Source organism: Streptomyces sp. NPDC090021 (genome assembly GCF_044748225.1).
Lineage (GTDB): Bacteria > Actinomycetota > Actinomycetes > Streptomycetales > Streptomycetaceae > Streptomyces.
Genome location: NZ_JBIVFO010000029.1, coordinates 1 through 23,856 on the forward strand (window position 1 = coordinate 1; position 23,856 = coordinate 23,856).

The following is a 23,856-nucleotide window of genomic DNA, read 5'->3' on the forward strand; positions in this document are numbered from 1 at the left end:
CACCCCCCAGGTCATCCCTTCGACAGGGGGCAGACAGCCATACCGGGCCCGGGGGCCAGGCGCCCCGTTTCGGGGCCACGAGAAAGGTAACGGGGGGGGCGGGGCAGACGACAGCCGTACCGGCTCGGGCGGTTCAGGAGTCCGGTCGGGCAGGGCGGTTCAGGAGGCGACGGGCTCGTGGGTGATCTCCACACCGCCGGAGTCGCCGAAGGTGAGGCGGCAGGTATCGGCGCGGTAGGTGGCCACCGAGACCGCCGCCGTGCCCGCCGCGGTGAAGTACCGGGTGGTGACCAGGAGCACCGGTGCGCCGGGCAGCCGGTCCAGTTCCTTGGCGTCGTCGGCCCGGGCGGAGCCGAGTTCCACCGACCGGTCCTGACCGTCGAGGACCAGCCTCTGCAGCTCGCGCAGGACGGCACGGGCGCGGGCCGGTCCCGACGGGGCCTCGATGGCGGGCAGCCCGGGCACCGAGGCGGCCGGGACGTACAGCAGCTCGGCGGCGACGGCCTGACCGTTCGTCATCCTGGTCCGGCGCACGGTGTGGACCGGCTGGTCGGCGGCGAACGCCCCGCCGGTACCGAGCAGCTTCACCACCGCGGCGGGCAGCAGGGACTCCGAGGCGTCCTGCGGCTCCCAGCCGTCGACGGCCTCCCCGGGCCAGCTGTGCTGCGCGCTGCCGACGGCGACGCCCACGCGCGGCGGGGCGACGGTGGTGCCGACACCCCGGCGGCGCTGCAGCCGGCCTTCGAGCTCCAGCTGTTCCAGCGCCTGGCGCAGGGTCGCGCGGGCGACTCCGAAGCGGGCGGCGAGTTCACGCTCGTTGGGCAGCACCTCGCCGACGGCGAAGTCCTGGTCGAGCGCCTCGCTGAGGACGGTCTTGAGGTGCCAGTACTTCGGCTCCGGCACCGTTTCGAGCTGCGTGGTCCCCACCCTGACTCCTCCTGCCATCGCTGCACTCGCCGTGTGTTCCAGCGGCAGTTCCGCGCCCTTGTTTATTAAAGGTTCCTGCACTATCCCTGCGACGATAGGACGGTGCACCCCCTTGGTCAAGACCAATGCTCCTACCTTTGCCGGGCAGATCGGGCATATGTATCAAGCCGTTCACGGGATGTTCTCGTATCCCACAAAGGCTTGTAGTCAAGGGCTACCCGACGGTAATCATGGCGGTGGGCACTCCTGACAGCCTGTCTCGCAGCAGTCCAACCGACGAGGAGCAGCATGACCGCCACGGTCTCCTTCACGATCGATTCGCCGCTCGGCCCCCGCACCACCACCGTCGCCTACGAACGCAAGGGATCGGGCGAACCGCTTCTCCTGCTGCACGGCATAGGCCATCACCTCCAGGCCTGGCACCCGGTGACCGACATCCTGGCCGCCGAACACGACGTGATCGCCGTCGACCTGCCCGGCTTCGGCGCCTCGGAGCCGCTGCCCCAGGGGTTGCCGTACTCCCTGGACACCGTGGCCCCGGCGCTCGGAGCGCTCTGCACGGCCCTCGGCGCCGAGCGCCCGCACGTCGCGGGCAACTCCCTCGGGGGCCTGCTCGCCCTCGAAATGGGCCGGAGCGATCTCGTCCGCTCGGTCACGGCCCTCTCCCCCGCCGGGTTCTGGACCGAGGGCGAACGCCGCTACGCCTTCGCGGCGCTGCTCGCCATGCGGGCCGGCGCCAGGGCGCTGCCCCTGTCCGCCGTCCACCGGCTCTCGCGCAGTGCCGCCGGCCGGGCCGCACTCACCGGCACCATCTACGCCCGCCCGTCGCGCCGTTCGCCGGAGGCCGTGGCCGCCGAGACTCTGGCCCTGCGCCACGCCACCGGTTTCGAGGACACCCTGGCCGCGGGTGGTTCTGTACGCTTCACCGACGACGTTCCGGGGCTGCCGGTCACCATCGCCTGGGGCACGCGCGACCGCCTGCTGCTGCGCCGCCAGGGCGTCCGCGCCAAGCACACCGTCCCCGGAGCCCGGCTGGTCCGGCTCCTCGGCTGCGGCCACGTCCCGATGAGCGACGATCCGGCGCTCGTCGCCCGCGTGGTGCTCGACACGGCCCGCAGCGCCGCCGCCCCGGTCGCCAGGTGAGCGCACGGGACCGCCGAGCCTGCGGGGCGGGCCCGGCCGGGGCGGAGCGGAGCGGAGCGGGCCCGGCCGGGACCGTGAACGCGCCGCACCGTGAACGCGCCGGACCGTGAACGCGCCGGACCATGAGCGCACCGCACCATGAGCGCACCGGACCGTGAGCGTGCGGGACCGGTCCGAGTCAAGAGGTTGAACGTCTGAACGGGCGAGCGGCTGGCGGCTGTTCATCCGCGGTTCGCGTGGGCGACGCGACCGGGCCGGTGCGCGACGGCACGCTGGTCCGACCCGTCCTCGCCCCCCCTGGAGACGCACCGATGGCTTCGATCCCGCACACCCGACGGTCCCTCATCGGCGGTTCCCTCGCCCTGTCCTCCGCGCTGCTCGCCGCGCCGGCGCTCGCCGCCCCCGCCTTCGCCCGCTCAGGCCGCCCGAACGCGCACTGGGGCGTCCAGTCCGGCGAGATCACCGCACACTCGGCCACCGTGTGGGCCCGCTGCGACCGCCTCGCGCGCATGTACGTCGAGACCTCGCCGAGCGAGGCGTTCCGGTACGCCGTACGCCGCCACCGCGGCCCGCTGCTCGGCCCGTCGAGCGACTTCACCGGAACCACCGTCCTGCGCGACCTCCCGCCCGGCCAGCAGATCCACTACCGGGTCGTCCTGGCCGACCCCGACGACCCCCGCCGCACCGCCGAGCCCGTCCACGGCACCTTCCGCACCACCCCGGTCTCCCGCCGCCGCGACGTGCGCTTCCTGTGGTCCGGGGACCTGGCGGGCCAGGGCTGGGGCATCAACCCCGATGTCGGCGGCTACCGCGTCTTCGACGAGATGCGGCAGCGCGATCCCGACTTCTTCCTCTTCAGCGGGGACACGATCTACGCCGACGGACCGATCAAGGCTGCCGTGCCGCTGCGCGACGGGACCGTCTGGCGCAACATCACCACCTCGGAGAAGTCGAAGGTCGCCGAGACCCTCGACGAGTTCCGCGGGAACTTCCGCTACAACCTGCTCGACCGCAACCTGCTCGGCTTCAACGCCCAGGTGCCCGTCCTCGCCCAGTGGGACGACCACGAGGTGCGCAACAACTGGTACCCGGGCCAGCTGATCGACGACCCCCGCTACACCGTCAAGGAGGCCGACGTCCTGGCCGCCCGTGCCCGCCGGGCCTTCGGCGAGTACTTCCCGGTCACCGACCTGCGCGGCGGCCGCACCGAGGGCCGTATGTACCGCGTGATGCGGTACGGCCCGCTCCTCGACGTCTTCGTCCTCGACATGCGCACCTACCGCAACGCCAACTCCCCTGGCGGGCAGGCCGAGGACCCCGTGGGAATCCTCGGCACCGAGCAGTTGGCCTGGATCAAACGCGAACTCGCCCGTTCCCGGGCAACCTGGAAGGTCATCGCCGCGGACATGCCCCTGGGCATCGTCGTCCCCGACGGTGCGGCGAACTTCGAGGCCGTCGCCCAGGGAGACCCGGGCGCCCCGCTGGGCCGGGAGCTGCAGATCGCCGAGTTGCTGCGGCACATCAAGCACCGGCGCATCACCGGCACCCTCTGGCTCACCGCCGACGTGCACTACACCGCCGCGAACCACTACGCGCCCGAGCGGGCCTCCTTCACCGACTTCGCTCCGTTCTGGGAGTTCGTGTCCGGCCCCATCGGAGCGGGCGGCTTCCCGGCCGGGCGGCTCGACGCCACCTTCGGCCCCGAGACGGCCTTCGTCCAGTCGGCTCCCTTCGCCAACATGTCGCCGTCCGAGAACCCGCCGTACTACGGGGAGGTCGAGATCGACGGCGGCAGCGGGGACCTCACCGTCCGCCTGCGGCGCCAGGGAGGGGGCGTACTCTTCACGAAGAGCCTGCAGCCCGGCCGAGTGGGCCAGTAGGACGTCCGGAAAGAACTCCGAAAACCGGGTGAAATCGGCCAGAGGGACACTTAACCAGTCGGTCACAGATCGTTCGTGATCACGCAACACCCTTGAGCAACAGTGGTGTGCATGACTGACCGTATCCACACCTCCGCCCAGCGTCCCCACCGTCACCACTGGCGCCGCGACGTCGTCGAACTCGCCGCCCTGTTCTGCGCTGTCGCGGTCGCCGACGCCATCGCCAATCTCGTCGTGCACGGCCCCAGGGGTCCGGTCCTGCTGGTCGCCTCGGCCATCGCGCTGCTGGTGACCGCCGCCTTCCACACGTGGTGGGCGCGGCGCCACAGCCATGCGCCCCCGCCCAGCACACCGCCGCCCGGCGATCCGGTGGCCCCGGAGCCCGCCGCCACCGGCGAGGCCGGAGCCGGGGCCGGGGCCACCACCCTGTGGCGGCTGCGCACGACCGTACGGGACCAGCCCGGCTCCCTGGCCGTCCTCTGCACCGCCCTCGCCCGCAACGGCGTGGACATCCTGACGTTGCAGACGCACCCGCTGCCCGAGGGCGGCACGGTGGACGAGTTCCTGCTGCGCGCCCCGCAGAAACTCCCCTCCGCCGACCTCACCCGGGCCGTCTCCCGGGCCGGCGGCCACAGCACCTGGATCGAGCGCGCCGACGCCCACGACCTCGTCGACACCCCGACCCGGCTGCTGGGCCTGGCCACCCGCACCGCGCTGGACGCCGCCGAACTCCCGCTCGCCCTGCGCCAGCTCCTCGGCCGCTGCACGATCCACTCGATCCCGGCGACCACGCTCTCCGGCCGCCCCAACGCCGGCGCGGACGCCCCGGTCGAGGGAGTCCTGGAGGCCACGGTCATGCGGCTGCGCGACCCCTCGGGCGGTGCGATCACCGTGGAACGGCCCTACCTGCCCTTCACCCCCACCGAATTCGCCCGGGCCCGCGCCCTGGTGGAACTCGACGCCCGGCTCGGCCCGCGCGTCCCGCGCAGCCAGGACGTACTGACCCTGCCCGAGGGCAACGAGATCACCGTGCGCCGCGCCGACGGCTCCGACCTGCCCGCGGCCCGCGCCATGCACGACCGTTGCTCCGAACGGACCCTCGGGCTGCGCTACCACGGGCCCGTCGCCGACGCCGACCGCTACCTGGGCCACCTGCTCAGCCCCCGCTTCGGCCGCACCCTCGCCGCCACCACCGCGTCCGGGAAGCTCGTCGCCCTCGGCCACCTGCTGTGGGACGGCGACGAGACCGAGGTCGCCCTGCTCATCGAGGACGACTGGCAGCGCCGCGGCATCGGCTCCGAACTGCTGCGCCGGCTCCTCGCCATGGCCGTCGAGGCCGGGTGCGACAGCGTGTACGCCGTCACCCAGGCCGCCAACACCGGCATGGTCGCCGCCATGCGCGGCCTCGGCCTCCCCCTCGACTACCAGATCGAGGAGGGCACCCTGGTGATCACTGCTCGGCTGGACGCCACCCCCGCCGGCCCGCGGCACCCGTACGGGCTCCCGGTCGGGCTGCCGCACGAACACGGGGCCCCGCGACGCCCGCACTGAGCCCGGCCGGCCGCGGCACCCGCGGGCGCCCGCTCCCCGGAGCGGGCGCCTCCGTTCGGATCCGGCCAAACTCGGATCCGAGCCGCGGACCGCAGATCCACCTCCGGTCCGTGAAGTCCCCTGCGCACAGGGGTGGTTGACCCACACCGGCCGAGTTCGACAGCCGTGCTCCAGCCCGTGTCAGGAGGCCGACGACAATCGGTGATGACGGAAGGACGCGTCGCATACGAAGATGGCCGCATGTCAGAGACCCTCCACACCGGCAGCGCCCCCCGGCTGCCCCGCCAGGTGGCCGACGCCTACGTCGACAGCCTCATCGCCCTCGACCCGATCACCGGCACCTACCTGGGTGTAGCCGAGAGCTCCGCCAAGCTCCCCGACTTCTCCCCGGCGGGTCGCGCGGCAGTCGCCGACCTCGCCCGTGAGACCCTCGCCCGTCTCGACGCCGCCGAGGCGCTCCCCGGGGCCGACACCGACGCCGAACGGCGCTGCGGCCGTCTGCTCCGCGAGCGGCTGACCGCCGAACTCGCGATCCACGAGGCCGACGAGGACCTGCGCGCGGTCAGCAACATCCACAGCCCCGTGCACTCGGTCCGTGAGGTCTTCTCCCTGACGCCGGCCGACACCGACGAGGACTGGGCGGCGATCGCCGAGCGGCTGCGCGCCGTCCCGGCCGCCTTCACCGGCTACCGCGAGAGCCTCGCACTCGGGCTGGAGCGCGGCCTGTACGGCGGCCCGCGCGCCACGCAGACCATGATCGGCCAGCTGACCACCTGGGCCGGCCAGGACGGCACCGCCCCGGCCTTCTTCGAGGACTTCGCCTCCGGCGGCCCCGAGGCGCTGCGCACCGAGCTGGACGCGGCGGCCGCCGGCGCGACGGCCGCCGTCGTCGGGCTGCGCGACTGGATGACCTCGGTGTACGCCCCCGCCGTCGAGGGCCGGCCCGACACCGTGGGCCGCGAGCGCTACGCCCGCTGGTCGCGGTACTTCAACGGCACCGACCTCGACCTGGACGAGGCGTACGCCTACGGCTGGTCGGAGTACCACCGGCTGCTCGCCGAGATGAAGACCGAGGCAGCCAGGATCCTGCCGGGCGCCGGCCCCTGGGAGGCCCTGGCGCACCTGGACGAGCACGGCATCCACATCGAGGGGGTGGACGAGGTCCAGGCCTGGCTGCAGGGCCTGATGGACGAGGCCATCGAGAACCTCGACGGCACCCACTTCGAACTCGCCGAGCGCGTCCGAAAGGTGGAGTCCCGGATCGCCCCTCCGGGCGGCCCCGCGGCCCCGTACTACACCTCCCCGTCGGAGGACTTCTCCCGGCCGGGCCGCACCTGGCTGCCCACGATGGGCCAGACCCGCTTCCCGGTCTACGACCTGGTGTCCACCTGGTACCACGAGGGCGTACCGGGCCACCACCTGCAGCTCGCGCAGTGGACGCACGTGGCCGACCAGCTCTCCCGCTACCAGGCCACCGTCGGCTGGGTCAGCGCCAACTGCGAGGGCTGGGCGCTCTACGCGGAGCGGCTGATGGACGAGCTGGGGTACCTCAAGGACGCGGAGCAGCGCCTGGGCTACCTGGACTGCCAGATGATGCGCGCCGCGCGGGTCATCGTCGACATCGGCATGCACCTGGGCCTGGAGATCCCGGCGGACTCGCCGTTCCACCCGGGCGAGAGGTGGACCGTGGACCTGGCGCAGGAGTTCTTCGGCCTGCACAGCGGCCGGCCGGCGGAGTTCGTGGAGAGCGAGCTGACCCGCTACCTGTCGATGCCGGGGCAGGCGATCGGTTACAAGCTGGGCGAGCGCACCTGGCTGCTGGGCCGGGACAACGCGCGTGCCGCGCACGGCGACTCCTTCGACCTGAAGGCCTGGCACATGGCGGCGCTGTCGCAGGGTTCGCTGGGGCTGGACGACCTGCTGGACGAGCTCTCGAAGCTCTGACGCCGCCGCGGCCCGGTGGCCGCCGGGCCTCACGTCGTACGGGCCGCTCGTCTCCCCCCGGGGCGAGCGGCCCGTAGGCGTGGGCGGGCGCGTCAGCAGCCGCAGTCGGCCGAGTCGGTCGGCGCGGTCAGCGGGTCGGCCTCGTCGCGCTGCCGGGTGCCCTGCCAGGTCTCGACCTCGAAGCCCTCGCGGATCCAGTACTCGATGCCGCCGAGCATCTCCTTGACCTGGAAGCCGAGTTCGGCCAGGGCGAGGGCGGAGCGGGCGCCGCCGTTGCAGCCGGGGCCCCAGCAGTACGTCACCACGGGGACGCCCTTGTCCAGGAGCCGCTCGGCCTGCTCGGGTACGAGGGCGGTGGGCAGGTGGACCGCGCCCGGCACATGCGCCTGGTCCCAGGAGGGCGTGGACCGGGAGTCGACGAGCTGGAAGCCCAGCTCGGCGCCCGACTCCCGGTGGGCCCTGAAGGCGCTCGCGACGTCCGAGACGTCCGCGTGGCAGGCCAGGCTCGCGGCGAAGTAGGCGGCGGCCACGGCCGGAGAGGCCGGGGGGACGCGCAGCACGGGGTGGGCGGCGGCCGGGGCGGAAGAGGTGTTCGGCGTTGTTGTCATGGCCAGAAATCTAGGATCTGCCGATCTTCCATGGAAGTGACATTCCCCGGCCCTTTCCTTGTCCTGCCGGGGAATTCCCTGCTAGACCTGCCGCATGACCGACTATTCCCCTGACGCCACCGACTGGCGGATCCTCGAAGCGCTCCAGCGGGACGGCCGCGCCAGCTTCACCGAGCTCGCCCGCTCCGTGTCCATGTCCGCGAGCGCCGTCACCGAGCGGGTCCGCCGGCTGGAGGAGGCGGGTGTGATCACCGGCTACACGGCCGTGGTGGACCCGGAGAAGCTCGGCAAGTCGATCCTCGCCCTGGTGCGGCTGCGCTACCCGCACGGCAACTACAAGCCGTTCCACGACCTCCTGGAGGCCACTCCCGAGATCCTGGAGGCGCACCACGTCACGGGCGACGACTGCTTCGTCCTCAAGGTCGCGGCCCGCTCGATGCGGCACCTGGAGGAGGTCACCGGCCGGATCTCGGGACTCGGCTCCGTGACGACGAGCGTCGTCTACTCCTCGCCGCTGCCCCGCCGCCCGCTCAGTCCGTGACCGCGCCCGCCCGCCGCCCGCTCAGTCCGTGAGCACCGCCGTGCGGTGCCGCACGACGGAACCGCCGCGCTGCTTGACGATCTCCAGCTGGGTCTGGACCCGGGTCCGCAGGTCGGCGACGTGGCTGACGATGCCGACGCTGCGGTCCCGCTCGCGCAGGGAGTCCAGGACGTCGAGCACCTCGTCCAGCGCCTGGTCGTCGAGGCTGCCGAAGCCCTCGTCGATGAAGAGGGTGTCGAGGCGGGTGCCGCCCGCCTCGTCGGTGACCACGTCGGCAAGGCCCAGGGCGAGGGCGAGCGAGGCGAAGAAGGTCTCGCCGCCGGACAGGGTCGCGGTGTCCCGCTCGCTGCCGGTCCACGCGTCGACCACGTGCAGCCCCAGGCCGGAACGCCCGCGTCCGCCGGCCCGTGCGTCGGAGTGCACCAGGGTGTAGCGGCCGCCGGACATGCGCAGCAGCCGTACCGTCGCGGCGGCGGCCACCTGCTCCAGGCGGGCGGCCAGCACGTACGCCTCCAGCCGCATCCTGCGCTCGTTGTCGGCGGAGGTGCCCGCGGTCAGGCCGGCCAGCCGGGCGACCCGGTCGTACGCCTCCCGCAGCGGGCCGAGCGCGCGCAGTTCCTGCTCCGCCTGGCGGGAGAGCCGGTCCAGCTCCGCGCAGCGGACCCGGGCCGCGTCACAGGCGGAACCCGCCGTACGAAGCTTCGCCTCGGCCCGGGCCGCGTACGCCTCGGCGGCGTCCGGTGCGGCCGGGGGCAGCGCCGCCGCCTCGGCGGTGCCGGTCTCGCCGAGGCGGTCCGCGAGCAGGGCCTCCTCCGCCTGCCAGGCGTCCAGCCGGTGCTGGAGCGCGGTGCGTTCGTAGTCGGGGAGGACGGCGTCGGCGGCGGCCTCGATGGTGTCGAAGCCGGCCTTGAAGGCGGCGTCGGCGAGGTGGTCGTCGGCCTCCTTCAGCCGGGCGGCGGCCGTTTCCGCCCGGCGCAGTGCGGCAGCGGCCCCGGCGACGATCCGGACCCGGTCCTCCAGGGTCCGGGCTCGGGCCGCGACGGTGGGCGCGTCCCGCCGTACGAGGGCGAGTTCGGCCTCCAGTGCGGCCTGTTCCCGCTCCAGGGCCTCACGGCGGGAGGCCCTGGCGGCGGCCCGGGTCTCGGCGTCGAGCCGATCGGCGTTGCGCGCGGAGTGCTCGCGCTCGGCCCGGGCGAGCTGCTCCCGGGCGGCGTGCAGGCCGACGGCCGCGGCGTGGGCGGCGGCGTGCCGGGCACTCAGGTCCGCGGTCAGGGCGAGGAGTTCGCCGGTGGTCGCGTCCCCTGCGGCGGACGCCGCCTCGGCGCGCGCCTCCCGGGCGGCGGCGAGGCTGCGCTCGACGGCGGCCCGGGCCTGCTCGGCCCGTTCGAAGGCGGCGTGGGCGGCGTCCTCCGCGGCACGGTCCACGTGGCCGGGTGCGGGACGGGCCGGAGCCGGGTGCTCCGCCGATCCGCACACGGTGCAGGCCTCCCCGGCCACCAGCGCCTCGGCCAGTTCGGCGGCGATACCGCGCAGCCGGGCCTCCTTGAGCTCCAGCCAGCGTTCGCGCGCGGCGGCCGACTCCTCGCGCAGGTCGAGCAGTTCGCCCTCGGCGCGGTCCGCCTCGGCGGCGAACCCGTCACGTCTGCGGGCGGCGTTCAGGTTCATCCGGGCCGGTTCCAGCCTGCCCGCGAGCTGCTCGGCCAGGGTGGCTGCCTGCTGGGCGGCGTCCACCCGCTCCTGCAGGGCGCTGCGGGTCTCCTCCCAGCGCTCCAGCCATTCGGCGGACTCCTGGCGCTGCTCCTCGGCGGCGCGGGACTCCCTTTCCAGGTCGGCCCGTTCGCGGCCGATTTCGGCGCTGCGCTGCTCGGTGCGCCGGGCGGCGCCGAGCGCGCCCAGTTCCTCGCGCAGCCGCTGTTCGACGGTGGCGAGCTGTTCGGCGCCCGCCTCCCGCAGTGGGGGCGGCAGTTCCGTGCGGGCCGTCGCCTCGGCGTGGGCGGCGGCGAGGTGGGCCGAGCCCGCCGCACCGCGCAGTTCCAGGGCGGGGGCCACCTGGGCTGCCCGCCGGGCCCCGTCCAGCAGGCCGCGCACCCGCTCGCGCTCGGGCTCCGCCTCCGCGAGCAGGGCTGCCCGACGGGTGGTCTCCGCGTGCCGGCGCTGGAGCCGGTCGAGTTCCCGCGCGTCCTCGGCGGCCCGCCGGGCGGCGGCGTGCCGGCTCTCGACCGCGGCCAGCGCGTATGCGGCGACGTCGAGCCGTTCGCGCGCCGAGCAGCGGGCGACGGCCGCCCAGGCGCGGACCGCCCCGGCGAGCCCGGGGTCTCCCGGCTGGTGCCCGGGCAGCGGCCAGGCCCGCAGGTCCGCGCTGTCGCCTGCGGCCTGGGCGAGCCGCTGCGCGGTGTGGAGCACCTTCTCGTCGCCGGCCCGGACCCTGGCCTCGGCGGCCCGGCGCCGTTCACCGAGGAGGGTCTCGACGGCGGCGAAGCGGCGGGTGTCGAAGAGCCTGCCGAGGAGCCGGCCGCGGGCCGCCTCGTCGGCGCGCAGGAACCGCGCGAACTCCCCCTGCGGCAGGAGCACGACCTGGCAGAACTGCTCGCGGCTCATGCCGAGCAGCTGCTCGATCTCCTCACCGATCTCCTGGTGGGAGCGGCTGAGCGGCTCCCAGCCCGCTCCGGTGTGCTCGCGCAGCCAGCTCTGCGCCTTGTCCTTGGTGGTGCCCGTGCCCCGTTTCTTCGGCCGTTCCTGTTCGGGGCGCCGGGTGATCTCCAGACGGCGGCCGCCCGCAGTGAGTTCGAGGGTGACCTCGGTCGGGGTGCCGGCGGCGGCGTGGTCGCTGCGCAGGGTGGCGCCGGGGGCCTGGCGGGCGCCGGGTACGGAGCCGTAGAGGGCGTAGCAGACGGCGTCGAGGACGGAGGTCTTGCCCGCTCCGGTGGGGCCGTGCAGCAGGAAGATGCCGGCGCCGGAGAGGGCGTCGAAGTCGATCTCCTGGGGTTCGGCGAAGGGGCCGAAGGCGGTGACGGCCAGCCGGTGGAGCCTCATCGGTGGTTCTCCCGGACGCTGTCGTCGGCGCGTACGTCGTCGAAGGCGCCCTGGAGGACGGCCCGTTCGGCCTCGTCCGGGAGACCGCCGCCGCGCACGTGGGCGACGAAGTCCTCGGCGATCTGCTGGTCGGTCCGGCCGCGCAGCCGCTGGGCGTAGGAGGTGCCGGTCTCCTCCTGGCGCCCCTCGGGATCGAAGGCCAGGGTGAGGGTGTGCGGGAAACGGGCGGCGAGGCGGGCCATGGGGTCGTCGGGGCGGACCGGGTCGGTGAGGGTGGCCTCCACCCACGCGTCCTCGTGCACGGCGTGGACGGGGTCCGCGAGCAGGTCGTCGAGGCGTCCGCGCAGCCTCGCGAGGGCGCGGGGTACGGGGGTGTCGATGCGCTCGGCGCCGCTGATCGAGCCCTGCGCACCGAGCTCGATCAGCCACATGGTCTTGCGGTGGTCGGCTTCCGAGAAGGAGTAGGCGAGCGGGGAACCGGAGTAGCGGACCCGTTCGTTGATCGTCTGGCAGCCGTGGAGGTGGCCGAGGGCGGCGTAGTCCACCCCGTCGAAGACGGAGGCGGGTACGGCCTCCACGCCGCCGACGCTGATGTCGCGTTCGCTGTCGCTGGCCTGTCCGCCGGTGACGAAGGCGTGCGCCAGGACGACGGAGCGAGTGCCGGGCGGGCGGGTGGCGAGGTCGGCCCGGATCCGGTCCATGGCCGCGCCGAGGACCGCTTCGTGGCTGACCCTCTGCGTGCCGAACTCGTCCTTGACCAGGGCGGGCTCCAGATAGGGCAGCCCGTACAGCGCCACGTCACCGTGTACGTCGGCCAGTACGACGGGGTCGGCGCAGCCGGCCGGGTCGGTCCGCAGGTGGATCCCGGCACGGCCGATCAGCCCGGCCCCGACGCCGAGCCGGCGGGCGGAGTCGTGGTTGCCGGAGATCATGACGGTGGGCACCCCGAGCTCGGCGAGCCGGTGCAGGGCCCGGTCGTACAGCTCGACGGCGGGCAGCGGGGGCACGGCACGGTCGTAGACGTCGCCGGCGACGAGGACGGCGTCGACCTCGTGCGCGCGGACCGTCTCGACGAGGTGGTCCACGAAGGCGGCCTGGGCACCGAGCAGGTTCACCCGGTGGAAGGCGCGGCCGAGGTGCCAGTCGGAGGTGTGCAGGAACTTCACTCGCCGGCCCCGCCGCACATGCCGTCTCCCCCTGGTCGTCTCCCGCTCGCTGGTCCCCTCTACGCTAACCCGTCCCCGGGGTCGCTCAGGGCGCGTACGTCTCCCCGCCCAGGGTGAGGCCGGCCGTACCGGCCGTGATGTCGGCGAGCCAGGCCTCGAAGGCGGGCAGGTCCGCCTCGGGGAGGGCGACCTCGATCTCCACGGCGGCCCCGTAGCGCAGGTCCACCACGGTCCGCCCGGTGGAGCGCAGGTCGTTCTGCGTCTTGCCGGCCCGCTGGTGGTCGACGGTGACGGTGGCGAGCCGGTAGCGCCGCCGGGTGACGGTGCCGAGTTCGTCGAGGGCCTCGCCGACGACGCCGCCGTAGGCCCGGATCAGCCCGCCGGCGCCGAGCTTGACGCCGCCGTAGTAGCGGGTGACCACGGCGACCGCGTAGCGGACGTCCCGACGCATGAGCATCTGCAGCATGGGCACCCCGGCGGTACCGCCGGGCTCCCCGTCGTCGCTGGCCTTCTGGACGGCGGCGTCGGCGCCGATGACGTAGGCGTAGCAGTTGTGGGTGGCGGTGGGGTGCTCCTTGCGGATGCGCGCGACGAACTCCTGCGCCTCCCGCTCGGTCGCGGCGGGCGCGAGCGAGCACAGGAAGCGCGAGCGGTTGATCTCCGACTCGTGCGCGCCCTCACGGGCCACCGTCACGTACTGGTCTGCCTTCACCGCTCCACCCTAGTCCGTGGCCGCGCCCGCCCCGCCCCGCCCGCCCGACCTGGGCCGACGCCCCTTGCCCGAGCCGGCCACGGCAGCCGATCATGCACGGATGAGACCCGAAGTCCAGGAGTTCGTCGCCGCAGGCCCGCTCCCCGACTGGGACGCCGACGAGGAGGAGATCGGACGACGGGCCGATCAGCTCGAAGCGGTCTGCGCACCCGTCACGGCCGCCGAGGCGCAGGCCCTGGCCACCTGTTTCGGCCCCGACGACTGCTACGGCATCGCCTGGTCGCTGGTGCACGTGATCGAGACCGGCCCGGGCCCGGTGCCGGCGATGGCGCCGCCCGGCCCCGGTGCTACCGACTGGCACCGGACGCTCTGGGATCGCTGGGGAAACCGATCGGGCTGACCGCGCTGCGCTCGCCGGGCCGGCGGGAATCGGGCGGGCGGGGTTTCGGTTGTTGCGGCTGAGCAGCAGACGACGGCAGACAGCAGCAGGAGGCGGCACGCGTGTACGGCGATCCGGCAACCATTCGCAAGATCCTCACCGAGCTCGGCGACACCTGGGCCGTGGTGGGCCTCTCGAACAACCGCGACCGTGCGGCCTACGGGGTGGCCCGCGTGCTCCAGCAGTACGGCAAGCGCGTGGTCCCCGTGCACCCCAAGGCCGAGACCGTGCACGGCGAGCAGGGTTACGCCTCGCTGGAGGCGATCCCGTTCAAGGTGGACGTGGTCGACGTGTTCGTGAACAGCGAGCTGGCCGGGGCCGTGGCCGACCAGGCGGCCGCCGTCGGGGCCGACGCCGTCTGGTTCCAGCTCGGCGTGATCGACGAGGCCGCCTTCGACCGGACCCGCGAGGCCGGGCTGACGATGGTGATGGACCGCTGCCCGGCGATCGAGATCAACTCCCTGGGCTGACGCGTCCTCGAGAACCCCGGTCACCTCACAGATGACCGGGGTTTGGCGACTCCATGCAGCCATTCGGCACAATCGGGCGTCTGGAAGTGCACCGTGCGGTAAGCCTCTCAACAGGCGGCGGGCGCCGGCCTGGCCCTCGCCGGAACGGTCCTGCCGGCCGCCGGCTGAGCAGCTCCGGCTCCCCGCGGCGCCCTACTTCTCCGCCTCGGCGAGCGCCGCCTCCGCAAGCCCGGCCTCCGCGCGCTCGACCTCGGCCAGCTCGGCCTCGGTGAGCTCGGCCAGCACCCGCAGTTGCTCCGGGGTCGTCCCGTCGGGGATCGGTACGGGTGCCGGGGTCCGCAGCGGCGGCTGCCACCCCGTCTCCGGCGTCCAGCGCCGTACGATGCGCGCCGGCGCCCCCGCCACCACGGCGTGGTCGGGCACCTCGCCCCGTACGACGGAACCTGCGGCCACCACCACGTTGCGGCCCAGCCGCGCGCCCGGCAGGATCACCGCGCCCGTGCCGAGCCAGCATCCGGGGCCGATCTCCACCGGCGCGCTGCGCGGCCACTGCCGGCCGATGGGCTCGTGCGGATCGTCGTAGCTGTGGTTCGTGGACGTGATGTAGACGCCGGGACCGCAGAAGGTGTTCGAACCGATCTCGATGCGGGCGTCGGCGATGACGTGGCTGTCCCGCCCGATGACGACCCCGTCGCCGAGCAGCAGCATCGGTTCCGTGCCCAGGTCGAGGCCGGGCATCATGCCGGCGGTGAGGGTGACCTGCTCGCCGATGATGCAGTGCCCGCCGAGCCGGATCCACCGCTCGCCGAAGACCGTGCCCTGCGGGAAGGCGAGCCGGGTGCCGTCCCCGATCGCGCCGAACCGCAGCCGGCCCGGAGTCTGCGCGGTCACCGCGCCGGCCTGCTGCATCCAGCGCCAGCCGGTGTGGACCACGCGGCTCGCCAGCCTGCGGCGCAGGGCCGCCACAGATGAGAACGTGTTCTGTTTCTTCGGCACCCGGCCACGGTAGTGCGCCGGGCCCCGGTCGTCCGGACGGCGGTCCTGTGATCTTCACCCCATCGCGGGCGCGGTGGGCCGTGTGCCCTACCGTGCTGTTGGCGCGGCACCAGGACGACGGACCACGAACGACGGACGGCAGAGGAAGAGAAACATGACGGACCAGGCGGCCCAGGCGGCACAGGCACTCGTGGCGGGTGTCGGCGGCAAGACCCCGGACATCGACCCCACGGCCTTCACCGCGCCCACCTCGGTCGCGGTCGGCGACGTCACCCTCGCCGCCGGCGCCAGCATCTGGTACTCGGCGGTGCTGCGCGCCGACTGCGGCCCGATCACGCTCGGCGCCGACAGCAACGTGCAGGACAACTGCACGCTCCACGTCGACCCGGGCTTCCCCGTGTCGGTCGGCGAGCGAGTCTCCATCGGCCACAACGCCGTCGTGCACGGCTGCACGGTCGAGGACGACTGCCTGATCGGCATGGGCGCCACCATCCTGAACGGCGCGGTGATCGGCGCCGGTTCCCTGGTCGCCGCGCAGGCGCTGGTCCCCCAGGGCATGGTCGTCCCGCCCGGCTCGCTCGTGGCCGGCGTCCCCGCGAAGGTGCGCCGCGAGCTGACCGACGAGGAGCGCGAGGGCATCAAGGTCAACGCCCTGATGTACGTGGAGCTGGCCAAGCAGCACCGCGCCTCGGTCAGCCCCGAGGGCTAGAAATCCCGGGCCGCGCGGGAAGCCGTTCCGCCGGGCCCGGGCGCGCCGCCGTCACTCGCCGACGGTGGCGCGGGCGGCCGCCGGCTGCGCGGGGATGTCCGCGTCGGCCGTGCCCGCCGCGCCGGCGGCCTCGGCCGCCTTCTTCATCCGGCTGCGCACCACCAGGGTCACGACGAGGCCGAACGCCACGGCGAGGCCCAGGGCCAGCCAGGAGAACCGCTTCAGCCACGGCTCCGCGACGATGCCGACCGAGTAGATGACGGCGGTGGTCCCGCCCGCCCAGAGGATCCCGCCGAGGACGTTGGCGACGAGGAAGCGCCAGTACGGCATGTGCAGCACGCCGGCCAGCGGCCCGGCGAAGATCCGCAGCAGTGCCACGAACCGGCCGAAGAAGACGGCCCACATGCCCCACTTCTCGAAGGAGCGTTCCGCCAGCGCGACCTGCTGGGGCCCGAAGTGCTTCGGGAAGCGCCGACCCAGCCGCTCCAGGAGCGGCTTGCCGCCCCTGCGCCCGATGGCGTAGCCGATCGAGTCGCCCACGATCGCACCGGTGATGGCGCACAGCCCCAGGACGACGGGGTCGACCTCACCGTGCTGCGAGGCCAGCAGTGCGGAGCTGACCAGGATGATCTCGCCGGGCAGCGGGATGCCGAGGCTCTCCAGGCCGATGACCAGACCCACCAGGAGGTAGATGCTGACCGCCGGAATCGTCTCCAGCCATTCCTGGATGTGCACCGGTTCGTCCTCCCGAATCGTCCTCGGCGCGCCCCCTGTGACACGTCGAACGGGCAGCCTATCGGCTCGCCGGCACCACCTTTGACCTCAGAGTCAGTTCGCGCGAGGAACGGCCCACGAACACCTCGCGGCGGCCGGGGCCCAGCACCCAGGCGTGCTTGTCCGGGTCCCAGGACGACAGCGTCCGGGTGTCGATGTCGACGGTGACGCGCTGCGCCGCACCCGGCGCCAGGGTGATCCGCCGGTAGCCGGCGAGCGCGCGCACCGGCTGGTCGAGCCGGAGCTCCTCGGAGGGACCCACGTACACCTGGGCCACTTCGGTGCCCTTGCGCCGGCCGGTGTTGCGGACGGTGAACTCCACGCGCAGCCCGCCGCGCTGCGGCCGGACCGTGAGCCTCTCGTACTGCCAGGTCGTGTACGACAGGCCGTGGCCGAAGGGGAAGAGCGGGGTCTCTCCCTTGGCGTCGTACCAGCGGTGGCCCACGTGGACGCCCTCGGCGTAGTCCTGCCTGCCGCCCACCCCCGGGTAGCGCGAGCGGTCCGCGCCGACCGGGGTCCTGCGCTCGTCGGCCGGGAAGGTCTGGGTGAGGCGGCCCCCGGGGTCCACGTCGCCGAAGAGGACGTCGGCGGTGGCTCCGGCGCCCTCCTGACCCGGGTAGTACATCTGGAGGACCGCTCCGGTACGGGGGAGCCACGGCATCGTCGTACCGGAGGGGGTGTTCAGCACGACCGCCGTACGGGGGTTCGCGGCGGCCACGGCCTCGATCAGGCGCTCCTGTCCGCCGGGGAGGGCCAGGGAGGTCCGGTCCCGGCCCTCGGTGGAGTCCTCGTGGGCGAACAGGACCACGCTGCGGGCGGCTTTCGCGGTCCGCACGGCCTCGGCGAGGTCCGCGGCCCGGATCGCCCCGGTGATGTGACGCAGCCGCAGGCGCTGGCCCTTGTCACCGCCGTCGGCGGTCACGGCGAGCCGGTGGGTGCCCGCCTTGACCGCGAGGGTGCGGCGGCCCACGGCCATGCCGTCGGGGGCGGAGCCGAGCAGTCCGCCCTCATGGTGCTCGGCCGTGCCCTGCCTGACGGGGAAGAGTTCCGCCCCGTCGAGGCGGACGACGGGCCGCTTCCCGGTGTAGTGGAGAAGGAGGGTCCATTCGTCGTCCGCCGCGAGGCGGAACTCCCCCTCGTACGTCCAGGTCCGCCCGGGTCCGACCGCCCGGTCCTCCAGGTCCGCCGCCGGGGTGAGCAGCTCGGCCGGGAGCGGCCGCCCGTACAGGTCCTCGCCGAGGGCGTGGCGCACGGCCGCGCCCTTCCCGGCCCGCCGCCGGATGGCGGTGAGCGGGGCGGTCGCACCGTCGGGGACCACGTGCGAGCTGCCCCCGCCACCGGTGAACGGCACCACGGCGGTGGGGCCGATCACCGCGATCGAGCGGGCCGCCGCCCCGGTCAGCGGCAGGGTGCCGCGCTCGTTGCGCAGCAGCACCGCCCCGGCGGTGGCCACCTTGCGGGCGACCCGGGCTCCGGCCGCCGCGTCGCGCGGGGGCCGGGCGGGCTGCCGGGCGGACAGCAGCCCGAAGCGGTCCATGGTGGTCAGGATCCGGTGTACGGCCTGGTCCACGGCCGCCTCCGGTACGGATCCGCCGCGGACGGCCTCGCGCAGCGGACGGCCGAAGTGGGTGCCGCCGGGCATCTCCATGTCGAGGCCGGCCCGGACGGCGGCGACGGTGCTGTGGGCGGCACCCCGGTCGGAGACCACCCAGCCGTCGAACCCCCAGCTCCCGCGCAGCAGTTCGTCGAGCAGCGGTCCGCTCTCGCAGGCGTGGACGCCGTTGACCTTGCGGGAGGCGCCCATCACGACGCCCGCGCCGGCGGTGACGGCGGCCTCGAAGCCCCGCAGCTCGGTCTCGCGCAGGGTCTGTTCGCCGACGGTCACATCGACCGTGTCACGGCCCTGTTCCTGGTGGTGGAGGGCGAAGTGCTTGACGGTGGCGATGAGTCCCTCGTCCTGGATCCCGCGGACCAGCTCGCCGACCAGGTCCGCGGTCAGGCGCGGGTCCTCGGCGAAGGTCTCGAAGTTCCGGCCGGCGTAGGGGGTGCGGATGAGGTTGGCCATGGGGGCCAGCACGACGTCCTGGCCGAGGGCGCGGCCCTCGCGGCCGATGACGCGCCCGTACTCGCGCGCCAGCGCCGGGTCGAAGGCGGAGGCGAGGAGCACCGGTGCGGGGAGTGCGGTGGCGGGCCGGTCCACCCGTACCCCGGCGGGCCCGTCGGCGAGGCGCAGGGCCGGGATGCCCAGCCGCGGTACGCCGGGCACGTAGCCGGCCTGCCCCCGGGAGGCGGGGTCGGGGGCCCCGTGCAGGAGGGCGGTCTTCTCTTCGAGGGTGAGCCGCTGCACGAGCGTGTCGATCCGGGCGGCTCCCCCCGTACCGGTCCCGCTCCCGGCGACGGGTGCGTCCGGCGCACCGGGCGCCGGCCCGCGCGGGACGGCGCCCGGCGGCGGCACGGCCGGGACGCAGCCGGCGGCTCCGAGGGCCCCGGCCGTCGTGCCCACCGTCGTGATCAGCCGCATCGCCGAACGTCTGGACACGTCCTGGCTCATGGGTGCTCCCTGCGACGCGGTCGGCGGGAGCGGCCCGCGCCGGACCGCTCCCCGGGCCACTGTGCGCCGTGGGGGCGTGGGCCCGGCCGAGACGCGCCACCGGGGGCGTCCAGGTTCAGCCCTCCGGCAGGGGCGGCAGGCTGTCGTTGGCGCGCCGCGGCTCGTCCTGGCTCCGGACGCGCGCCTCGGTGCGGTGTCCGCGCGCGATGTAGTCCCGTACGACGGCCTCCACCGCGTCCTGCGGGGAGCCGACCCCGGCGAGCACCATCACCTTCACCACGAGTTCGGCGTCGAGGCTGATGTCGATCTTGGCCACGGGTACCCCCTCCATCGTCGTGCGAGGACTCTGGACCGTTCGCGCGCGATGCAGTCCCGTACGGGCTCGGCCGGTCCGACGGCAGGCCCGCGTACCCGGGCGCGGAGCGGGGCACGCCACGTACGGTGCCCGGGGAACAGGACGTGCCCGCCGCCCCACGGGGCGGCGGGCACGTTCCGGGCCGGGCGTCAGGCGTTGGGGCGCAGGGTCCAGACGACGGTCATCTCGCCGGTCACGGCCTCGTCCTCGCGCTGGATGGCGATGGTGACCGGGAACTCGGGGCGGCCGCCCGCGTCGAGTTCGGCCACGACCTCGGCGGCCGGGCGGCCGAGGGTGGCGGTGGCGGTGACGACGCCCTTGGCGAGCTTCTTGTAGCCGATCTCGGCCTTCACGGCGAGGGGCACGGCCCGGGAGAGCTGGTCGCCGAAAGCGGCCAGGACGATCGCGCCGCTCGCGGACTCGGCAAGGGTGAACATGGCGCCGGCGTGCGGGCCGCCGACGTGGTTGTGGTAGTCGGGCTGGTCCGGGAGCCGGACGACCGCGCGCTCGGGGGTGGTCTCCAGGAACTGGAGGTTCAGGGTCCGGGCCATGGGCACGGTCGCGGCGAGCAGTTCGCCCACGTTCATCTGATCTGCGCTCATGGACCGCGATGTTACCCGCGAGTAGACAGGATTGGCCAGAGCTCCCCAGGGGCGGCCGTGGCTCCCCCCGACCGCTCCCACTATCGTTACCGGCCATGTGGCCAGGACAGCAGCAGCCGCCCGGGGGCGAGCAGAACCCCCAGGACGCGCATCAGAACCCGTACGCGCAGCCGCCGGGACAGCCGGCTCAGCCGAACCCGTACCAGCAGCAGCCGGGTTACGGATACCCGCAGCAGCCCGGCTACCAGCAGCAGCCCGGCTACCCGCAGCAGCCCGGCTACCCGCAGCAACCGGGGTATCAGCAGCCGGGCGCCCCGGGCCAGTCCTGGGGTCCGCCCCAGGCACCCCAGCAGCCCCAGCCCTCCGGCGGGAGCCCGTACTCGACCAGGACCGTGGCCATCGTCGCGGCCGCCGCGGTCGTCGTGGCGGCCGCCGCGACCGGCACGTACGTCCTGACCCGGGACGACAAGAACACCGAGGCCAACGACAAGCCGCCGGCCGCGAGCTCCTCCGCCCCGGTCGAGGCGCCCGCCCCGGCGGGCAGCACCGCGAACCCGCGGGCCGGCGGCGCCATGCAGCCCGTCGTCCCGGGCTGGAAGGCCGTCGTCAACACGAAGTACAACGTGGCCTACGACGTGCCCCCGGAGTGGAACGTCAACGACCCCGGCGTCTCCCTCTTCTACGAGGACGAGGTCAAGAACGACGGCAATCCCGTCATCACGATGTCCGGCACCGCCACCCTCAAGCGGGAGTGGTGCACGGTCGACAAGAACGCCGACGGCAACCTCGAGAAGTTCTCGATCGCGGACACCGGCGTCAAGGGGGCCCAGGGCGCCAAGGACACCGCGCAGGCCGCGACCGACAACACCGGCACATGGGTGTGGGCGGGCTTCGCGCAGAAGGAGCCCAAGGGAACGGTCAAGGTGACCGAGCCCAAGGAGTTCACGACCTCCTCCGGCATCAAGGGCCACATGGTGGTCGCGACCGCCCCGAACGTGAAGAAGGAGCACAAGTGCTCCACCGACGGCAAGGCGGTCGGCTTCGCCTTCAGGAACGCCGCTGGCGACTTCGCCAGCTTCGCCCTGGTTTCCGCGGCCGGTGTGAAGGAAGAGGTCTCGACGGAGATCTCCGACAAGATCCTCGGCTCGATCCGGCTCGCCAACGGATGACCTCCGGCTGAACCCGCCCCGGCCCGGCCCGGTGTTCCGTTTGGATTCCGGGCCCGGGGCGGGGATAGTCCGGAGGTGAGTTCTCCCCCCGGCACACCGCACCACACGCCCGCGCCCCGCACCCGCCCCGCCCGGCCGACGTGGGCCGGCCGCAACTACACCCTGCTCACGGGTGCGGCGGTGATCACCAACCTGGGCAGTCACGGGGCGCTCATCGCCTCCGCCTTCGCCGTCATGGAAGCCGGCGGTTCGGGCGGCGACGTGGGCCTGGTCGCGGCCGCCCGCACCCTGCCCCTCGTCCTCTTCCTCCTCGTCGGCGGCGCCGTGGCCGACCGGCTGCCGCGCCATCGCGTGATGGTCGCCGCCAACGCCCTGAACTGCGTCTCGCAGGCCGTCTTCGCGCTGCTCGTCCTCACCGGCGACCCGCAGCTGTGGCAGATGATGCTGCTGACGGCCCTGTGCGGCACCGGTACGGCCTTCTTCAACCCGGCGGCCGAGGGCCTGCTGCTCTCCACGGTCTCCGGCGAACACGCCAACCGCGCCTTCGCCCTCTTCCGCATGGCCATGAACGGCGCCGGCATCGGCGGAGCGGCCCTCGGCGGAGCGATGATCGCCGCGATGGGCCCGGGCTGGGTGCTGGCCGTCGACGCCGCGGCGTTCGCGATCGCCGGGGCCATGCGCGCCTTCCTCGATGTCAGCCGCGCGCCCGACCGGGCTCCCGGCGGGGGCCTGCTGGCCGACCTGCGGGAGGGCTGGGTGGAATTCCACACCCGGCCCTGGCTGTGGAGCATCGTGCTGCAGTTCTCCGTGGTCGTCGCCGTCGTCGGCGCCGCGGAGGCGGTCTACGGCCCGCTGGTCGCCCGGGACCGGCTGGGCGGACCGGCGCCCTGGGGACTGGCCCTCGGCCTGTTCGGGGCCGGCACCATCGCCGGGGCCGTCCTGATGATGGTGTGGAAGCCCCGGCGGCTGCTGCTGGTCGGCACGCTGTGCGTGTTCCCGCTGGCGCTGCCGTCGGCCGGACTGGCTGTACCGCTGCCGGTGTGGGGGCTGTGCGCGGTGATGTTCGTCAGCGGAGCCGCGATCGAGGTCTTCGGCGTGAACTGGATGACGACGATGCACCAGGAGATTCCCGAGGAGAAGTTCTCCCGGGTCTCCGCCTACGACTGGTTCGGCTCGGTCTCGATGCTCCCGCTGGCCACCGCCCTGGCCGGGCCGGTCGAATCGGCCTTCGGCCGCACCGAGGCCCTGTGGGGCTGCGCGGGCCTGGTCGTCCTGGTCACCGCCCTGGTCCTGCTGGTCCCGGACGTGCGGCGCATGACGCGCAGGCCGCCGGTCCACCCGAGCGGAGGTCCTGTCGCCGACACGGCCGTCGACCCGGACTCCGACGCCCCCGCGGCCGCCGCCCCGTCCAGCCTCACCCCAGGCTGAACGCACCTTCCGGCGGAGCCGGCGAGGGGGCCGCGTCCGCGTCGGTGACGGGCGCGGCGCCCCTGACGAAGCGGGCCAGACCGTCGCCGTACTCCACCCGGGCAGGAAAGGCGTCGGAGGCGCACCTCCGGGCCAGGGCGCCCACCTCCAGGGGCGCGTCGGAGGCGAGCAGCACGGCGTTCCCGAAGCGCCGCCCCCGCAGCACCGCCGGTTCGGCGACGAGCGCGAGCTCCGCGAAGGCGGTGGCGAAGTTGGCCAGCTGCGTGCGCAGGAAGTCGAAGGGCGCCCCGTCCGCCAGGTTCGCCGCGTACAGCCCGCCGGGCCGCAGCACCCTGGCCGCCTCCCGCGCGTACTCCAGCGAGGTCAGCTGGGCGGGTACCCGCGAGCCGCCGAACACGTCGGCCACCACCACGTCGGCGCTTCCCGTCGGCGCCGCCTCCAGCCAGGCCCGGGCGTCGGCGGTGTGCACGGTGATCCCGGACCCGTCGGGCAGCGGCAGGTGCTCGGTCACCAGCTCGACCAGGCCGGCGTCGAACTCCACCACCGACTGCCGGGCTCCGGGCCGGGTGGCCGCGGCGTAGCGGGGCAGGGTGAGCGCTCCGCCGCCCAGGTGCAGGAGGTCCAGCGGGAGCCCCGGCTCCGCCGCGCAGTCCAGGACGTGCGCGAGACGGCGTACGTACTCGAACTCCAGGTGCTGCGGATCGTCCAGGTCCACGTAGGACTGCGGTGCCCCGTCGACGGTGAGCAGCCAGGCCCGTTCCCCGTCGACGTCCGGCATCAGCTTGGCGGTGCCCTGGCCCACGTCCCGTATCACCGGGATCCGTTCGTCGCTCACCGCTCCATTGTCCGGCAGGCCCC

21 protein-coding genes are annotated in these 23,856 nt (G+C 73.9%); 10 read left to right on the forward strand and 11 right to left on the reverse strand.

Translation table 11 applies throughout. The features are described 5' to 3' along the window. Positions 1-159: 159 nt before the first annotated feature. On the reverse strand, positions 160-927 hold the full coding sequence (locus tag ACIPXC_RS22895) for a GntR family transcriptional regulator (RefSeq protein ID WP_401621194.1): 768 nt from the start codon (positions 925-927) through the stop codon (positions 160-162). Between the two features lie 288 nt (positions 928-1,215). Here ACIPXC_RS22895 and ACIPXC_RS22900 point away from each other — a divergent pair, with 288 nt between their 5' ends. From ACIPXC_RS22900 to ACIPXC_RS22915, 4 genes are all read left to right on the forward strand, one after another. Continuing rightward, a complete protein-coding gene (locus ACIPXC_RS22900) occupies positions 1,216-2,070 on the forward strand; it encodes an alpha/beta fold hydrolase (RefSeq protein WP_401621197.1) in 855 nt (284 codons plus the stop codon). Positions 2,071-2,381: 311 nt separating this feature from the next. Continuing rightward, complete coding sequence (locus ACIPXC_RS22905; protein WP_401621200.1) at positions 2,382-3,950, forward strand: alkaline phosphatase D family protein; 1,569 nt, start codon at positions 2,382-2,384, stop codon at positions 3,948-3,950. A gap of 111 nt (positions 3,951-4,061) precedes the next feature. Then, positions 4,062-5,501 carry a GNAT family N-acetyltransferase gene (locus tag ACIPXC_RS22910; protein ID WP_401621203.1) on the forward strand — a complete coding sequence of 480 codons (1,440 nt, stop codon included), beginning with the start codon at positions 4,062-4,064 and terminating at the stop codon, positions 5,499-5,501. A 240-nt stretch (positions 5,502-5,741) separates the two neighbouring features. Beyond that, positions 5,742-7,445: a DUF885 domain-containing protein gene (locus tag ACIPXC_RS22915; RefSeq protein WP_401621206.1), complete on the forward strand. Its 1,704-nt coding sequence runs from the start codon at positions 5,742-5,744 to the stop codon at positions 7,443-7,445. 92 nt (positions 7,446-7,537) lie between these two features. On the opposite strand, the gene ACIPXC_RS22920 is transcribed toward ACIPXC_RS22915, so the two are convergent. Then, positions 7,538-8,053 carry a rhodanese-like domain-containing protein gene (locus tag ACIPXC_RS22920; protein WP_401621209.1) on the reverse strand — a complete coding sequence of 172 codons (516 nt, stop codon included), beginning with the start codon at positions 8,051-8,053 and terminating at the stop codon, positions 7,538-7,540. A gap of 94 nt (positions 8,054-8,147) precedes the next feature. Between ACIPXC_RS22920 and ACIPXC_RS22925 the strand changes: the two genes are divergently transcribed. After that, the gene (locus ACIPXC_RS22925) at positions 8,148-8,594 is read left to right on the forward strand and encodes an Lrp/AsnC family transcriptional regulator (RefSeq protein ID WP_401621212.1); all 447 of its coding nucleotides are present in this window, start codon (positions 8,148-8,150) and stop codon (positions 8,592-8,594) included. A gap of 21 nt (positions 8,595-8,615) precedes the next feature. Here the strand turns inward: ACIPXC_RS22925 and ACIPXC_RS22930 are convergent, their stop codons facing one another. The 3 genes from ACIPXC_RS22930 to ACIPXC_RS22940 form a co-directional block, all read right to left on the reverse strand. After that, complete coding sequence (locus ACIPXC_RS22930) at positions 8,616-11,627, reverse strand: AAA family ATPase (protein ID WP_401621215.1); 3,012 nt, start codon at positions 11,625-11,627, stop codon at positions 8,616-8,618. Then, positions 11,624-12,793, reverse strand: a complete 1,170-nt coding sequence (locus ACIPXC_RS22935) for an exonuclease SbcCD subunit D (RefSeq protein ID WP_401621218.1) — start codon at positions 12,791-12,793, stop codon at positions 11,624-11,626. The genes ACIPXC_RS22930 and ACIPXC_RS22935 overlap by 4 nt, the downstream gene beginning before the upstream one ends. Before the next feature lie 85 nt (positions 12,794-12,878). Then, on the reverse strand, positions 12,879-13,505 hold the full coding sequence (locus tag ACIPXC_RS22940) for a YigZ family protein (protein WP_401621221.1): 627 nt from the start codon (positions 13,503-13,505) through the stop codon (positions 12,879-12,881). 100 nt (positions 13,506-13,605) lie between these two features. On the opposite strand from ACIPXC_RS22940, the gene ACIPXC_RS22945 reads away from it, so the two are divergent. Then, positions 13,606-13,905, forward strand: coding sequence for a hypothetical protein (locus ACIPXC_RS22945; protein WP_401621224.1), 300 nt, complete (start codon positions 13,606-13,608; stop codon positions 13,903-13,905). Positions 13,906-14,006: 101 nt separating this feature from the next. Then, the gene (locus tag ACIPXC_RS22950; RefSeq protein ID WP_401621227.1) at positions 14,007-14,414 is read left to right on the forward strand and encodes a CoA-binding protein; all 408 of its coding nucleotides are present in this window, start codon (positions 14,007-14,009) and stop codon (positions 14,412-14,414) included. A 192-nt stretch (positions 14,415-14,606) separates the two neighbouring features. Here the strand turns inward: ACIPXC_RS22950 and ACIPXC_RS22955 are convergent, their stop codons facing one another. Further along, the gene (locus ACIPXC_RS22955) at positions 14,607-15,410 is read right to left on the reverse strand and encodes an acyltransferase (RefSeq protein ID WP_401621230.1); all 804 of its coding nucleotides are present in this window, start codon (positions 15,408-15,410) and stop codon (positions 14,607-14,609) included. A gap of 154 nt (positions 15,411-15,564) precedes the next feature. Here ACIPXC_RS22955 and ACIPXC_RS22960 point away from each other — a divergent pair, with 154 nt between their 5' ends. Continuing rightward, positions 15,565-16,119 carry a gamma carbonic anhydrase family protein gene (locus ACIPXC_RS22960; protein WP_401621233.1) on the forward strand — a complete coding sequence of 185 codons (555 nt, stop codon included), beginning with the start codon at positions 15,565-15,567 and terminating at the stop codon, positions 16,117-16,119. Between the two features lie 51 nt (positions 16,120-16,170). Here the strand turns inward: ACIPXC_RS22960 and ACIPXC_RS22965 are convergent, their stop codons facing one another. The 4 genes from ACIPXC_RS22965 to ACIPXC_RS22980 all read right to left on the reverse strand — a co-directional run bounded on the left by ACIPXC_RS22965 (position 16,171) and on the right by ACIPXC_RS22980 (position 20,401). Further along, positions 16,171-16,854 carry a DedA family protein gene (locus ACIPXC_RS22965; protein WP_401621236.1) on the reverse strand — a complete coding sequence of 228 codons (684 nt, stop codon included), beginning with the start codon at positions 16,852-16,854 and terminating at the stop codon, positions 16,171-16,173. A 58-nt stretch (positions 16,855-16,912) separates the two neighbouring features. Continuing rightward, positions 16,913-19,444: a beta-glucosidase gene (locus tag ACIPXC_RS22970; protein ID WP_401621239.1), complete on the reverse strand. Its 2,532-nt coding sequence runs from the start codon at positions 19,442-19,444 to the stop codon at positions 16,913-16,915. Positions 19,445-19,559: 115 nt separating this feature from the next. Then, entirely contained in the window at positions 19,560-19,760 is a 201-nt protein-coding gene (locus tag ACIPXC_RS22975; RefSeq protein WP_401621241.1) for a DUF2191 domain-containing protein, read from the reverse strand. A gap of 188 nt (positions 19,761-19,948) precedes the next feature. Beyond that, the gene (locus ACIPXC_RS22980) at positions 19,949-20,401 is read right to left on the reverse strand and encodes a DUF4442 domain-containing protein (RefSeq protein ID WP_189973593.1); all 453 of its coding nucleotides are present in this window, start codon (positions 20,399-20,401) and stop codon (positions 19,949-19,951) included. A gap of 95 nt (positions 20,402-20,496) precedes the next feature. Between ACIPXC_RS22980 and ACIPXC_RS22985 the strand changes: the two genes are divergently transcribed. Both ACIPXC_RS22985 and ACIPXC_RS22990 read left to right on the forward strand, forming a co-directional pair. Continuing rightward, the gene (locus tag ACIPXC_RS22985; protein WP_401621244.1) at positions 20,497-21,570 is read left to right on the forward strand and encodes a hypothetical protein; all 1,074 of its coding nucleotides are present in this window, start codon (positions 20,497-20,499) and stop codon (positions 21,568-21,570) included. A gap of 75 nt (positions 21,571-21,645) precedes the next feature. Next, the gene (locus tag ACIPXC_RS22990) at positions 21,646-22,998 is read left to right on the forward strand and encodes an MFS transporter (protein WP_401621246.1); all 1,353 of its coding nucleotides are present in this window, start codon (positions 21,646-21,648) and stop codon (positions 22,996-22,998) included. Here the strand turns inward: ACIPXC_RS22990 and ACIPXC_RS22995 are convergent. Next, complete coding sequence (locus tag ACIPXC_RS22995; protein WP_401621411.1) at positions 22,985-23,776, reverse strand: spermidine synthase; 792 nt, start codon at positions 23,774-23,776, stop codon at positions 22,985-22,987. The two genes, ACIPXC_RS22990 and ACIPXC_RS22995, sit on opposite strands and share 14 nt — an antisense overlap. Between the last annotated feature and the right edge of the window lie 80 nt (positions 23,777-23,856).